The organism is Vreelandella lionensis (assembly GCF_002087295.1).
In the GTDB taxonomy this organism is placed as follows: Bacteria; Pseudomonadota; Gammaproteobacteria; order Pseudomonadales; family Halomonadaceae; genus Vreelandella; species Vreelandella lionensis.
This window is the reverse complement of record NZ_MWVI01000050.1, coordinates 1-12,898: the sequence shown is the minus strand read 5'-3', so window position 1 is coordinate 12,898 and position 12,898 is coordinate 1. Positions and strand designations below refer to the sequence as shown.

At 57.2% G+C, this 12,898-nt stretch carries 9 protein-coding genes and 2 pseudogenes; 3 read left to right on the top strand and 8 right to left on the bottom strand.

Annotation, left to right across the window (positions count from 1 at the left end):
- Window positions 1-63: 63 nt before the first annotated feature.
- From B4967_RS05750 to B4967_RS05740, 3 genes and pseudogenes are all read right to left on the bottom strand, one after another.
- Window positions 64-936, bottom strand: coding sequence for a glycine betaine ABC transporter substrate-binding protein (locus B4967_RS05750; RefSeq protein WP_083024163.1), 873 nt, complete (start codon window positions 934-936; stop codon window positions 64-66).
- Between the two features lie 150 nt (window positions 937-1,086).
- Window positions 1,087-1,920 carry an ABC transporter permease gene (locus B4967_RS05745; protein ID WP_083024161.1) on the bottom strand — a complete coding sequence of 278 codons (834 nt, stop codon included), beginning with the start codon at window positions 1,918-1,920 and terminating at the stop codon, window positions 1,087-1,089.
- Window positions 1,920-3,122 (bottom strand): annotated as a pseudogene (locus tag B4967_RS05740) (quaternary amine ABC transporter ATP-binding protein). Before B4967_RS05740 ends, B4967_RS05745 begins: the two are co-directional and overlap by 1 nt.
- Window positions 3,123-3,518: 396 nt before the next feature.
- Between B4967_RS05740 and B4967_RS05735 the strand changes: the two are divergent.
- The gene (locus B4967_RS05735; protein ID WP_083024160.1) at window positions 3,519-3,935 is read left to right on the top strand and encodes a hypothetical protein; all 417 of its coding nucleotides are present in this window, start codon (window positions 3,519-3,521) and stop codon (window positions 3,933-3,935) included.
- A gap of 185 nt (window positions 3,936-4,120) precedes the next feature.
- Window positions 4,121-4,297, top strand: coding sequence for a hypothetical protein (locus B4967_RS18020; protein WP_161491476.1), 177 nt, complete (start codon window positions 4,121-4,123; stop codon window positions 4,295-4,297).
- A gap of 39 nt (window positions 4,298-4,336) precedes the next feature.
- Here B4967_RS18020 and B4967_RS20690 read toward each other — a convergent pair.
- The 5 genes and pseudogenes from B4967_RS20690 to B4967_RS05710 all read right to left on the bottom strand — a co-directional run bounded on the left by B4967_RS20690 (window position 4,337) and on the right by B4967_RS05710 (window position 10,363).
- Window positions 4,337-5,737: pseudogene (locus B4967_RS20690) on the bottom strand (sigma-54-dependent transcriptional regulator).
- 11 nt (window positions 5,738-5,748) lie between these two features.
- Entirely contained in the window at window positions 5,749-7,194 is a 1,446-nt protein-coding gene (locus B4967_RS05725; RefSeq protein ID WP_083024158.1) for a sensor histidine kinase, read from the bottom strand.
- 36 nt (window positions 7,195-7,230) lie between these two features.
- Window positions 7,231-8,391 carry a PQQ-dependent sugar dehydrogenase gene (locus tag B4967_RS05720; RefSeq protein ID WP_083024156.1) on the bottom strand — a complete coding sequence of 387 codons (1,161 nt, stop codon included), beginning with the start codon at window positions 8,389-8,391 and terminating at the stop codon, window positions 7,231-7,233.
- Window positions 8,392-8,495: 104 nt separating this feature from the next.
- On the bottom strand, window positions 8,496-9,371 hold the full coding sequence (locus B4967_RS05715; RefSeq protein WP_083024155.1) for an AEC family transporter: 876 nt from the start codon (window positions 9,369-9,371) through the stop codon (window positions 8,496-8,498).
- A gap of 68 nt (window positions 9,372-9,439) precedes the next feature.
- The gene (locus B4967_RS05710; protein WP_083024153.1) at window positions 9,440-10,363 is read right to left on the bottom strand and encodes a LysR family transcriptional regulator; all 924 of its coding nucleotides are present in this window, start codon (window positions 10,361-10,363) and stop codon (window positions 9,440-9,442) included.
- 190 nt (window positions 10,364-10,553) lie between these two features.
- On the opposite strand from B4967_RS05710, the gene B4967_RS05705 reads away from it, so the two are divergent.
- Entirely contained in the window at window positions 10,554-12,512 is a 1,959-nt protein-coding gene (locus B4967_RS05705) for a ligand-gated channel protein (RefSeq protein ID WP_083024152.1), read from the top strand.
- Window positions 12,513-12,898 lie beyond the last annotated feature (386 nt).

Below are 12,898 nucleotides of genomic sequence, written 5' to 3'. Positions count from 1 at the left end.
ACATTTACAACGACGACAGAGGGCCGAAGCCCTCTGTCATTTAACGCTCGGGGCAGAGTATGACTAGCCGTTGAGCCACTGCTCGACCACGTCTTGGTTCTCTTCTACCCACTGCTTGGCATTTTCGTAGGGGTCGCTGCCATCTTCTTGGTTCATCAGCATCACCTCGCCCACCTGCTCGGGCGTCCACTCGAAGGCATCCAGAATGGCGTAGGCTTCTGGCATGTCTTCTTCCAGACCGCTACGTACGACGGTATGGATCTGCTCGGCACCGCCGTAGACGTTTTCTGGGTCTTCGAGGTACTTCAGATCGAACCGAGCAAACATCCAATGCGGCGTCCAGCCAGTGACGACCACATCCTCTTCGTTTTGGATGGCACTGGCCAAAGCAGCCGTCATGGTAGCACCGCTGCCGCTGCGCAGGTTCAGCCCGAGGTCATAGGTATCCACGACCTCTTCGGTGAGTGCCATCAGGCCGGCACCGGGGTCAATACCGATGATCTCGCCGTTGAAGCTGTCGGCGTTGTCGTTCAGATCGGCGATGGAGTCCACGTCGGTGTACTCAGGTACGACCAAGCCGAGCTTGGTGCCATCCAGATTGGGGCCTAAGTCTTCGGTATTGTCACCGACACGATCCATGTACTCTGCGTGAGTGGTGGGCAGCCAAGCGGCGACGATGGCATCGGCCTCACCCGTGGAGAGGGCTTGGAACATGGCCGCTGCGGACAGCGAGGTCAGTTCCACCTCGAACCCTGCCTGCTCGAGAACCGCAGCAATGACGTTAGTGGAAGCGACTTCAGAGGACCACTCGACATAGGCCAAGTTGACCGTGCCTTGATCTTGGGCGTGGGCCATGCTGCCGGCAGCGAGACCTGTGCCAGCGACGAGGCCTAATGAGGCGAGACGGATGCGGTGATTCAACGTCCGAGTTTTCATTCACTTGCTCCCTGTTGATGGGCAGTGGCGAGCGCCACTGCAGTATAAATAGTGTGTTGTGGTTTAACGTAAATTACCTTTTGGCGCTTTCAGCATGGTCAATCATCACGGAGGGATCAAATGCCATGGTCAACGCAGCGCCGAGAGCGGCTATGAGCGGCGCGATTTGCGCAGCGACTGCGTCAGACGATCCAGCAGCATGGCTAGAATGACCACGGCAATCCCGGCTTCGAAGCCATCCCCTGGACGCAAACGCTGAATGGCTCGCCAGACTTCGCTACCCAAACCATCGGCGCCGATCATGGCGGCAATGACCACCATCGACAGTGCCAGCATGAGGGTTTGGTTGATGCCCGCCATCACCGTGGGCAGCGACAGCGGCAGCTGTACCTTGAACAGCTTTTGACCACGCGTGGCGCCATAGGCATCGGAGGCTTCAATGAGCTCCACCGGCACCTGACGAATACCTAGAGTGGTAAAGCGAATCGCGGGGGGCATGGAGAAAATGACCGTGGCAAAAATCGCCGACACCGAGCCAATACCGAAAAATGGAATGGCAGGGAGCAGACACACAAACGCTGGCATGGTCTGCATAAAGTCCAGCACTGGCATGATCACCCGGTAGAGCCGCTCCGATAGTGCGGCGGCAATCCCCACAGGCAGGGCGATGACTACTGCGACCAGCGTGGTAATCACCACCAGCGTCAGCGTCTCGATCATCGGGTTCCAAAGCCCTAGGTTCCAGATCAAAGCCAGCCCGGCAACCGCACCAATGGCCAGGGGAGTGCTGGCGAGTTTCCAGCACAGCAGTGCAATAATCGCCAGTAGCGCCCACTCGGGTAGCCACATTAGGCCATCGTTGAGGCTGTTGATCCCTGTCTGTGTCACGCGGGAAATGCCGCGGATAACCACCGAATATTCACTTGTCAGCCACGTCATGCCGCTTCCGATCCAGCTACCTAAAGGAATGCGTGTTATCTCCATTACTGTTCTCCTGCTCGTGCCAGTTCATCCAGGACTGCGCCTTTCACTACAACGCCCAGCAGGCGCTGCTGCTCATCCACCACGGCAATCGGGTAACTCTTTTCGCTAAACATGGCGAAGAGGTTTTGCAGCGGCTCGTCTGGCGGCACTTTGCGGAAATCTTGAGTCAGATGGGCGGTAATGGTCTCGGCTTTTGCCTCAATGGCGCGGCTGGCAGCGTCCGCTTCCAGCAGGCCTAACAACTGACGGTCACGGTCAGTGACGTAGATGGAGTCAATGCTGTGATCGCGCATCCGATGCAGCGCTGTACGTGGGCCCTAGCTGTCGCGTGCGCTGGTGCGTACCGGGCGCATGGCGCTCTCGGCGGTCAGAATGCGCGAGCGGTCCACCCCTTCAATAAAGCGGCGGACGTAGTCATCGGCGGGCTTGGTCAGAATCTCTTCTGGCGTGCCAATTTGTACGACTTCACCATCTTTCAGCAGCACGATGCGGTCGCCGATATTGAGCGCTTCATCGAGGTCGTGGGTGATGAAGACAGTGGTCTTCTGCATTTTGCTTTGCAGCTGCAGTAGCTCTTGCTGCATATCCTTACGGATCAGCGGGTCGAGGGCCGAGAACGCCTCGTCCATTAAGAGCACGCTGGCATCGTTCGCCAGGGCGCGAGCAAGCCCAACGCGTTGCTGCATACCACCTGATAGTTGATTGGGGTATGCGTCTTCCCAGCCCTCTAAGCCCACCTGCTTCAGCGCGTTATGAGCAATCGACTGGCGCTCCGATTTTTCGACGCCGCGAATTTCCAGGCCGAACTCGGCGTTCTGTTGAACCGTGCGATGGGGGAACAGGGCGAAGTTTTGGAAAACCATCGAGAAGTGGCGGCGGCGGCACTCCAGCAGCGCTTTTTCACCCAACGTGGGGATGTTCTCTCCGTCGATGATGATCTCGCCTTCGGTAGTATCGATCAGGCGATTCAAACAGCGAATCAGCGTGGATTTACCCGAGCCAGACAGGCCCATGATGACCAGTAGTTCACCTTCGTAGACGTCGAAGGAGATATCGGAAAGGCCGAGGGTTTGGCCGGTTTTTTCGAGAATCTCAGGGCGTTTGAGGCCCTGGTCGCGTAACTCGAGGGCTTTTTTGGGCTGTTTGCCAAAGACCTTACTCAAGCCGCGTACCTGAATTTTGACAGGGCGTGTCTCGTCCATCGGCGGTGCCTTTTGATTGAATGAGCAGCCTTGTGTCGTTACTCAATGCGCTTACCTGCGGCATTTACGTGCTCCCTGCAAGCAACGACACAAAACGGTTCATAAGTAGAAGATGAGGTTATGTTTAATAAATTATTAAAAATTATTATACATAAATGGGTGGGATGTGTCACAACGCGCCCGCCAGCCAGGCCATATTACGCCACATGTGCCATTTTGAACCCACGCCCATGACCCTGTCGTGACAGCGAACGGTGGCTACGATTTTTTAATAAGCTATTGTTTTTTTAAATATAAATGTATTTTTTTCAATGTTGGCATGAAGTGTGAATGTGCCTTTTTAGAAAAGCTTGGCAAGTGACGCAAGCACGTTAGTCGAAAAAGGAGGCAATCTTTATGGATAAACAAGTGAGCCAATCGCGCAAGCGTCCACGTGTGCTGACACTGTGCATGTTAGCCGCAACCGGCAGCACCTTGGCCCTGGCGGGGTGTGGCAACGGCGAAGATGAAATGCCCCCGGCGCAGCAACCTGACACCATGGAGCAGGATGCGACGACCACGACGGCTCCGGCTACCGGGAACGAGCCTACCATGGCAGACGAGCCGATGAATGAAGACCCGGGCTTGGGCGAAGATCCCGCGGCGACGCAAGAGCCAATGCCGAGTGAGAATACCCAAGCGGGCGCTGTCAACAATCCTGAAGAGAATCCTGGTTTCGGTGAAGGCACCGATCCCATGCCCGGTGCTAGCGAGACCACTACCGACGACGTTAACACTACCGATGATGAAGACGACATGACTAACGGCCAATAGCCGTCAACGCTCCCTACGATGGTAAGCCAACCCAGCTGTCTGTTCCCTGCGGCTGCTCCACACGGTTTATCATCCTTTCGCCCCCGCGCCCGCGGGGGCTTTTTTTGCTTGTTTAAAGCGTATGACGGTGAGTTTGGGCGGTTGCAAACCAGTCAGCTGATAAGGTTAGGGGGCAGGCGCTACTGTTGAGCGCACTGCTCATGGCGGGCGTGCTGACAGGCTGCGGTGATTCCGAAGCACCGACCACCGATTCGAAAGTACCGACCGACGAACCTCAAGAGCCCATGGATACCGGCCCCATGGCGAATGATGGGCAAGCGACACGTGAGTCGACCGGCGATGGCGTGAGTGACCCGGAGTAAGCATGAAAAAGCCGGGCGGCGAGTGCGACCGGCTTGGACTTACTCTTCGCTATCTTCCAAACGCCGATAAAGAGTGCGGCGGGCGATGCCTAATACTTCGGCCGTCCGCCGGTTATTTCCCCCTGTCGCTTCCAACACTTTGCGAATATAGCGCTTTTCCACCTCTTCCAAACTTGGCCAACGGGCAGGCGCTGGGGCAGGAATCTGCGTGCCGGGTAGCACCTCGCCGCTTAGCGTTGGGGTACTGTCGGCACTGCTTTTTTGCTTAGACTGTTCGCGCAGGCGCTCAGGTAAATCCTGATGCTGCAGTACGCCCGCTTCGCTGAGCGTTACCGCGCGCATAATTGCGTTTTCCAGCTCACGCACATTACCAGGGTAGGCGTAGTTCAGCAGGCTATTAGCGCCTCTGGCTCGATCTGTTCGATCTGGTTGCCTTGGGCTTCTGCGTGCTTATCAATCAGTGCGAACACCAAGTGTTCGATATCCGTGCCGCGCTCGCGTAGCGGTGGAATGCGCAGTGAGAATGTCTCTAAGCGGTAGAACAAGTCACTGCGAAAGTTCTCCTGCTCAATCTCTTTTTCCAAGTGGCGGTGCGTAGCGGCAATGATGCGCACATCTACTGGTTCCTCACGCTCGCCGCCCACGGGGCGAACGGTTTTCTCTTGCAGGGCGCGTAGTAGCTTGGCCTGCAGATTGATCGGCATTTCGCCAATCTCATCGAGAAACAGGCTGCCGCCCTGGGCGCTATGAAACAGTCCTTTTCTGGCCTCGTTAGCACCGGTAAAGGCACCTTTCACATGACCAAAAAACTCGCTCTCCATCAAGTCGGCGGGAATGCTGGCGCAGTTAACGGGAACGAAAGGAGCTTCGTTGGCGGCTACTTTCTTGATGAATCGCTCGGGCCAGCAGCTCTTTACCCGTGCCGCTTTCACCCAGGATCAAAATAGGTGCATCGCTTTTGGCTAATCGAGACGCATCGTGGAACAGTGACTGCATGGCTTGGCTTTTACCCACAATACCGTGGAAGTGACTGAGTTCCGTATCGTGGGGAAGGGACAAACGCTGTCGCTCCAGTACGCGAAATACGGCTTCGAGGATAGCATCTAAATCAAGTGGCTTAGTTAAAAAATCATCTGCGCCAAGCTTTAAGGCTTCTACCGCCTGGTCAATCGTGCCAAACGCGGTAATGACAATAATGCCTAGCTCGCTGCCACTCTGGCGTAGCTGCTGCAGCAGTTGAATGCCCGTCATGCCGGGTAGCCGTACATCGGTAATCATCATGGCCACTGGCGTGTGGCTAAGCAGGGCGATGGCCTCTTCAGCGCTGGGGACACCCAGTGTGTCATAGCCCGCGTCGTTGAGCTCTTCCTCTAATAACTCACGGATAGCGGCGTCATCTTCCACCACCAATAACGGTAAAAGGTGTTCCTGATGGGTCACAAACGTCGTCCTCAAGCGGATGCGGTTTCACTAAGGGGAAGCGTAATTTCAAAGCCAGCGCCGCCAAGCGCGCTGTCAAATACGCCAATCGTCCCGCCGTGGTCGTTAATAATGCGGTGCACCATCGATAGTCCCAAGCCGCTGCCCTGGCCCACCGGCTTGGTGGTGAAAAAGGGGTCGAACACTTGATGATGATGCGAAGTCGGTATGCCTGACCCGTTATCTTCGACCCATACCGTAAGCTCGTCGCTGTGCGACTGGGCGCGAACACGAATATGGCTAACGTCCGGGGCTTGGGCGGCGTTGCGTAATAAGTTGGTCAGTACCTGCACAATTTGTTGACCGTTAACTAATAAATGGGGAGGAGGGGACGGAAGCTCAATATCCAGATAGATATTTCGTGGTTCCAGCTCCTCCTCGACTAGCTCGCTGGCACTAATGATAAGCTGGTTAAGGGCTTGGTGTCCTTTCTCCACGTTATGTTGTCGGCCTAATTCCATCAGTTGGCGGACAATTTCGACGATTCGCTCTACCTCGCCGCGAATCCGGCCAAGCCTAGCACGCTCGTCGTCGCCAATCGTATCCCTGCGGGCCAACCGTTGGGCCTGGCCGTTGATGACTGTCAGCGGTCCGCCAATTTCGTGGGCCACCCCGGCGGCCAACACGCCAAGCTCTGCCAGCTTTTTCGATTTGCGCAGGCGTTTTTCCAGCTCGATTTCTCTCCGTTGGCGAGCATCGATATCACGATCTTTTTCGGCCATAGCGTCCAGCATGCCGTTCAAGCCCGACGCTAAACGGCGATACTCCGTCGGGCCGTCTACTGTGGCACGTTGGCTGCGGTCGCCATCTTCCACTAGCAGCATGACGCGCAACAGACGGTTGAGCGGCCCCTCGATGTAGTGACGAAACCCCCACCAAATGCTGAACACGATGCCCGCCGCGCCAATCACGAAGACCAGCACGGCCACAATGCTGATAAACCCGGTGTAATTCTCAATGCCGGTATTGAGTCGGTTGACCTGCAGCACCCCTTGCACAGTGCCAGCTTGGGTGCGTAGTGGCGTGAGAGCAGAGTAGTAGGTCCACCCTTCCTGTTGTCGGTAGCTGCTGTGCAGGTCGTCGCTATCGATGACCTGCTGAATCTCTTCCGGTGTGAACAGATCTTTACCCAGCCCAAGGCCGTATACCTCACGGCCTTGGGTATCGAATACGTAGGCCCCGTAGATGCGGTTAAACGAAAACGCCGACTGCAGCGCCTCTTCTAGCGGCGTGGCGCTGTCTCGAGCCACCGCATAGCTCAACGACGTGCTCAGCGCGCGAGTAATGATCTCGACTTCGGGTTGCAGTTTGGAACGAACGTTGTCTTCCAGCGATTTGATCGCCACCAGACTAAACACCACCAGGATCACGAAGAGCGGCACGATGACCGTTAAGATGATGAGGTTACGTAATCGCATCGTGCTTCCTGGTGGTGTCTCGGGAGTCGAACAAGGTTAGCGCTGTGTGGGCGTCAAGCGATAAAGGCTGCCTTGGCCGCCGTCGGTTAGCAAATACATCGCTTCATCTAGCCCTTGGCGCACATCGCGAATACGGCCGATCTCACCTTCTAAAATCAGCTCTTCATCGGCCACTTGACCCTCTTCAAGGGTAAGGCGCAGCAGCTTTTGGCTGCCCAGACCACCCGCCAGCAGGCTTCCTTGCCAGGGCTCAAAGGCATCGCTAGTCACCTCGGCAAGACCTGAGGGGGCAAAGCGCCCATCAAAGCGATACACCGGGTCAACCATGCCAGGCTTAGATTCAACGCCTATCGGCTCGTTGGTGCTGTAGTCATTGCCTAAACTCAACCCCGGCCAGCCGGAGTTATTGCCAGGTACAATCTGATTCAGCTCATCACCCGGTCGCGGGCCGTGCTCGGTGGCCCAAGGTTCACCATTGCTGAGAACGGTCATGCCCTGAATGTTGCGATTGCCCATGGTGTAAATTTCATCCAGTGTATCGTCATCATCCACAAAGGGATTATCGCCAGGGGCCTCTCCGGTCTCGGTGAGCCGAAGGGTAGAGCCTGCGTGGTCATCGCTGGCCTGAGCGCGAGAAGGGGATACGCCGCGGTCTCCGATGCTCATCAGCATGATGCCATCTTTGAGCCATGCCAAACGGGAGCCGTAGTGTCGGTCGGGAGAGGAGGCGCGATCCTGCTCGAAAAGGTGCTCAACGTCGCCTAACGAATCCCCTTTCCACTTAACGCGGGAGAGCGCTGAACGGCTGTTATTGCCCTCAGGCTTGCTCCAGGTAAAGTAGATCCAATCGTGCTCGCCATCGCCAAACTCAGGGTGCAGCGCCACATCGAGCAGGCCTCCCTGGCCGTTTTGGCTGACGCGGGGCATGCCTTCAAGCACTTGCGTTTGCCCGTCAGAGTCAACGAGATTTAACTCACCGCTGCGCTCGCTCACCAAGTAGCGACCATCGGGAAGAAACGCCACCGCCCACGGGTTCGCAAAGCCATTGGCCACGCGCTCAATGGTAATAGCGAAGTGGTCGGTTTCCAGGGCATCATGAACCACCTCTGCCTGGGCAGTGCTGGCAAGCATCAGCCCCACCAGGGAAGGAGCCACCCAGCGTTTAGCCTGTAAACGTAGCGAGCGGTGTGGGGTCATCAACGGCGTAGCGTATCGAGTTGGCATCGAGTGTCCTCTGTTAGCGCTGGATCAGAGTCTAAGTCTAGCAGTGACTGCCGTAAGCGGCCGGGGGTTCCCCGGCGCTACATCAACAGTGCCAACAGTATCGGTAAATAGATCAGCGCCATGAGCGTTGAGCAGAAGACTAAACTGGCCACATAAGCGGGTTCGCGCCGGGCGCGCTGGGCAAACAGATAGTTGAATACCGCCACGCGCATGCACATTTGCACCACCAAAATGCTCTGCGCCAGCGGCGGTAAGCCAAGCCCACCAGAAATAAACCAAGCGGCAGCGGCGGCCAGAGGGATACGGATCAAGCTAAAGCCAATCCCTGAGCGTAAGCTTTCCACCTGAATACTAGCGAGCGATCCACCGAGGGCGATGAGCATCAGCAGTACTGTGAACCCAGACATTAAATCAACGGTGTTGGCCATCCATAGCGGGAGCGGCGTGTCGGTCAACAGCAGGGTCATGGAAATTAAGATGGCATAAACCGTGGGGGGTTTAATCAGCGTTTTAATCGGGTTTCCGCTACTGCTGAGCACGGCTCCTAAGGTGAACTGAAACAGCGATACCGTCACCATCACCGTAATACCGTAAGCAAAACCTGCGCTGCCGAAGCCGTAAAGCACGCCAGGCAGCCCCATATTACCCTTGTGGGAATACATCAGCGGCGCGATCAGTACCCGCCAATCTCGACGCAGCAGTTTGGCCACGGCAAAGCTGGCTGCCCCCATGCTGATAATGACCAGCGCGGTGGCTAACATCATCTGCCCAAAGGTGCCGGCATCAATGTTGGCACCAGAGAGCGACGCCAGTACCAGCGCAGGGGTACCAATGTTGAAGACCAAACGCGTAATAAAATCGACGGGGTAGGGTTGCCCAAGGCGAACCCATAAAAAACCCAGCCCGGCACCGGCCAGCACTGGTGCCATGACGGCGAAGAGTTCAGCGAGCATTAACGTTCCTTGGCGATCATCGGTCGCCTATTGTGGGTAATTAGGCGGCTAACTGGCAAGGCGAATTGCTAATGGGCGTAAACGGCGTTTGCGTGGGTTTGCCACTCGTTAGGCACCTGGTCACGCAGAAAGTCTAGCAGCGCATTGACCCGGCGGGAGTGATGCCCATAGGCATACAGCAGCGTCACGGGTAAGGGGGCGGGCTCCCAGCCGGGCAGGCAGTTGACCAGATCCCCAGGGTGGTGGCGTTCGCGCTTCTCGACCACCCAGTGGGGCAGCAGGCCGATCCCTTGGCCATAGGCAATGGCATCGATGTGCCACGCCGTGAGATCTACCCGGAGCCGCGAGCGGGGCGCGTTCATCAGGTAGTCGGCGTGTTCGGGGTGATGCAGCAGCAGGCCGCTAGAGGCAGTATCCAACAAGTCGATCCAGGCATGCGCATCCAGCTCTTGGGGGTGTTGCGGTGTTCCCGCGTGGGCCAGATAGTGTGGGTTGGCGTAGAGGCCGCGGGTGAGGTGGCCCAAGCGCTCTTGATTCAGCCCACACTCATGGGTAGCGCCTAGCCAGATATGCACGCTATTGCTGTGCATTTTACTAGGCGGCGTTTCCCGGGTGTGCAAGGTCAGCTCGACCTTGGGGTAGCGGGTCAGAAACGCATCCACGACGCCCGCCATCCAGCCACGGGCCAGCGCACCGTGTACCTCCAGCGTCACTTTACCGCTGATCTCCTCGCGAAGTTCTGCCAGCGCCTCTTGGCTGTGGGCGGCCATGGCCAGCAGCTCGGTGCAGTACTGATGAAACAGCAGGCCCGCTTCGGTGGGAATCAAACGGTTCGCCTGGCGACGCAGCAGCGGCTGGTTCAGCCGGGCTTCTAGCTGACTAATGCGCCGGCTTAACGTGGATTTAGCAAGCCCGAGCTTCTGTGCGCTGCGCGTCAGGCTGCCGGTGGTCATCACATCGGCAAAAGCGGCGAGTTCATCAAAATCGTACATAGTCGGGGCCACTGGGGGAAAGAGGTCACGCCATTGTGCCACTTAATTGTTTGATTGTAAATAATTGCCATTTGTTTTCCGGTGGGTTGAACGCACCGTCCCGCCTCTTTGTGCAAAGAGTATGCAAAAATACAAATGCTAATAATTCGTATTTAACTATAAGTGCTCTTTCAATTCAAAGGAACCCGCTATGTCTTTACGTTTGCGCCGTACGCTGCTGGCCAGCGCTATCTCATCTCTCGCCTGCGGGGCAGTTGCGGCTCAAGAAACGCCTCAGCTCAACGATATCGTGGTCACCGCTTCTGGTTTTGAGCAGCAAATTAGCGGTGCGCCCGCCTCAATCAGCGTCATCTCCCGCGAAGAGCTGGAGCGTGGTCACTATCAAAACGTCACCGATGCGCTGCGGGATGTCCCCGGCGTGGTAGTGACTGGGGGCGGAGCAGGCGATAACGGCAATGACCTGTCCATTCGCGGTATGCCTTCCCAATACACGCTGATTCTGGTGGATGGCCGCCCACAAAACTCCCGCGAATCACGCCCCAACGGCAGCGCAGGCTTCGAACAGGATTGGCTGCCGCCGCTGCAAGCCATCGAGCGTATCGCGGTGGTGCGCGGGCCGATGTCAACGCTATACGGCTCCGATGCCATCGGCGGGGTGATCAACGTGATTACCCGCAAGGTAGCGGATACCTGGCACGGCAATATCCAGCTCGATACCGTGCTGCAGGAAGACAGCGCCTCCGGCGACAGCCGCCAAGCCAACTTCTACCTAAGCGGGCCGCTGGTGGCGGATCGTTTAGGCCTGCAGCTGTATGGCCGCACCTCAGAACGCGACGAAGACGATATTGAAAACGGCTACGAAGAGAAGAGCTTGCAAAGCCTGACCGCACGGCTAAGCCTGGCCGCCAGCGATAACCACGACTTTACTGCAGAAGCGGGGATCACCGAGCAGGATCGCCGCTCGCTGGTTGGGCGCTCGGCGCCTGCGGAAGGGTGCCGTGGCGGCTGCACCGACAGTATCGGTGAATACACCAATAGCCATGTAGCGCTGACCCATAGCGGCCGCTTCGAGTGGGGCACCAGCGAAACCTTCGTGCAGCGTGAGCGCAGCGAAAACCAATCGCGGGATATCGAGATTACCAACACCACCGCGAAAACCAGCGCAGTGATTCCCTTGGGTATGCACATGCTCACCGTCGGCGCGAGCTGGGAAGAGGAGTCGCTGGAGGATGGCACCACCAACCAAATCTCCGACCGTACGGCGGTTGAAAACAGCCAGTGGGCGCTGTTTATGGAAGATGAGTGGATGCTGACAGACGCTTGGGCACTGACAGGCGGGTTGCGCTTGGACGATGGCGACAACTACGGCAGCCATCTGAGCCCGCGCCTTTACAGCGTATGGAACATGACGCCAGAATGGACGCTGAAAGGCGGCGTATCCACCGGCTACCGTTCCCCCAACCTGCGGGAAATTACCCCGGACTGGGGTCAGATCAGCCGTGGCGGTAATGTTTATGGCGACCCTGACCTTGAGCCGGAAACATCGCTCAACAAAGAGATCACGCTGCTGTACGGCAGCGACGCAGGCCTGAACGGCAGCCTGACGCTGTTCCATAACGATTTCGAGGACAAAATCCCCCGGATCGCCTGCCCGATCAATATTTGCAATGCAGGCCCGAACCAGTTCGGCAGTGACCCCACGTACCGGGTCAATATCGACGATGCAGTGACGCAAGGGGTCGAGGCCAGTCTGAGCGCACCGTTGAGCGATACGCTGGCGCTTACCGCCAGCTACACCTTCACCGATTCCGAACAGAAAAGCGGTGAGTACGCCGGCGAGCCGCTGACCCAGCTGCCCCGCCACCAAGTGTCGGCCACGCTAGATTGGGATGTGAACGCACGGCTTAGTCAGTGGACCAAAGTGAGCTACCGGGGCGAGGAGAGCCAGCCCACCACCGGGCCGTCGCAAAGCTCGATTGTCGCACCGTCTTACACCTTTGTGGATGCGGGTATTGGCTATCAGCTCAACGATAGCACCACGGTGAATGCCGGAATCTACAACCTGTTTGATGAGCGCATCACCTACGACGAATACGGCTATGTGGATGACGGCCGCCGGGTGTGGCTTGGCCTGAACGTTGCTTTCTAAACATACTGTTATTAGGCGATAGACGCGGCCACCGATGGGTGGCCGCGTTTTTTTATGCCCGCGACCAGCCCGGCCACCGACGAGGAGAGCAGCGCATCCTCCCGGGAGTTCTCCCCGTGCCGACCAGGTTAAGCTCTTGATAAATCGGCTCCCGGTTGACGCTCGCCAGCTCGACTCGTGGGGCAGATTGGGCCAGCGCGGTGCCAGCAACGAGTGAAAAGGCCAGTAGCAGCACAAAAGAAAGAGGGCAAGTAAAGGCACCGTCATAACAGGTTGTTTCCTAACATGAGTGAAAGGTGGTAAATGCGAAGGCGAGTAAAAGGCGCGCTGCTCATACTACCCAAGCGAGTGCGTTGACATATACCTGAATCCGTGAAGCCGGCGCC

What these genes read in the sequence shown, in the direction of transcription:
- B4967_RS05750 (WP_083024163.1), bottom strand. Translation starts at nt 936, where the DNA reads ATGAAAACTCGGACGTTGAATCACCGCATCCGTCTCGCCTCATTAGGC.
- B4967_RS05745 (WP_083024161.1), bottom strand. Translation starts at nt 1,920, where the DNA reads ATGGAGATAACACGCATTCCTTTAGGTAGCTGGATCGGAAGCGGCATG.
- B4967_RS05725 (WP_083024158.1), bottom strand. Translation starts at nt 7,194, where the DNA reads ATGCGATTACGTAACCTCATCATCTTAACGGTCATCGTGCCGCTCTTC.
- B4967_RS05735 (WP_083024160.1), top strand. Translation starts at nt 3,519, where the DNA reads ATGGATAAACAAGTGAGCCAATCGCGCAAGCGTCCACGTGTGCTGACA.
- B4967_RS05720 (WP_083024156.1), bottom strand. Translation starts at nt 8,391, where the DNA reads ATGACCCCACACCGCTCGCTACGTTTACAGGCTAAACGCTGGGTGGCT.
- B4967_RS05715 (WP_083024155.1), bottom strand. Translation starts at nt 9,371, where the DNA reads ATGCTCGCTGAACTCTTCGCCGTCATGGCACCAGTGCTGGCCGGTGCC.
- B4967_RS05705 (WP_083024152.1), top strand. Translation starts at nt 10,554, where the DNA reads ATGTCTTTACGTTTGCGCCGTACGCTGCTGGCCAGCGCTATCTCATCT.
- B4967_RS05710 (WP_083024153.1), bottom strand. Translation starts at nt 10,363, where the DNA reads ATGTACGATTTTGATGAACTCGCCGCTTTTGCCGATGTGATGACCACC.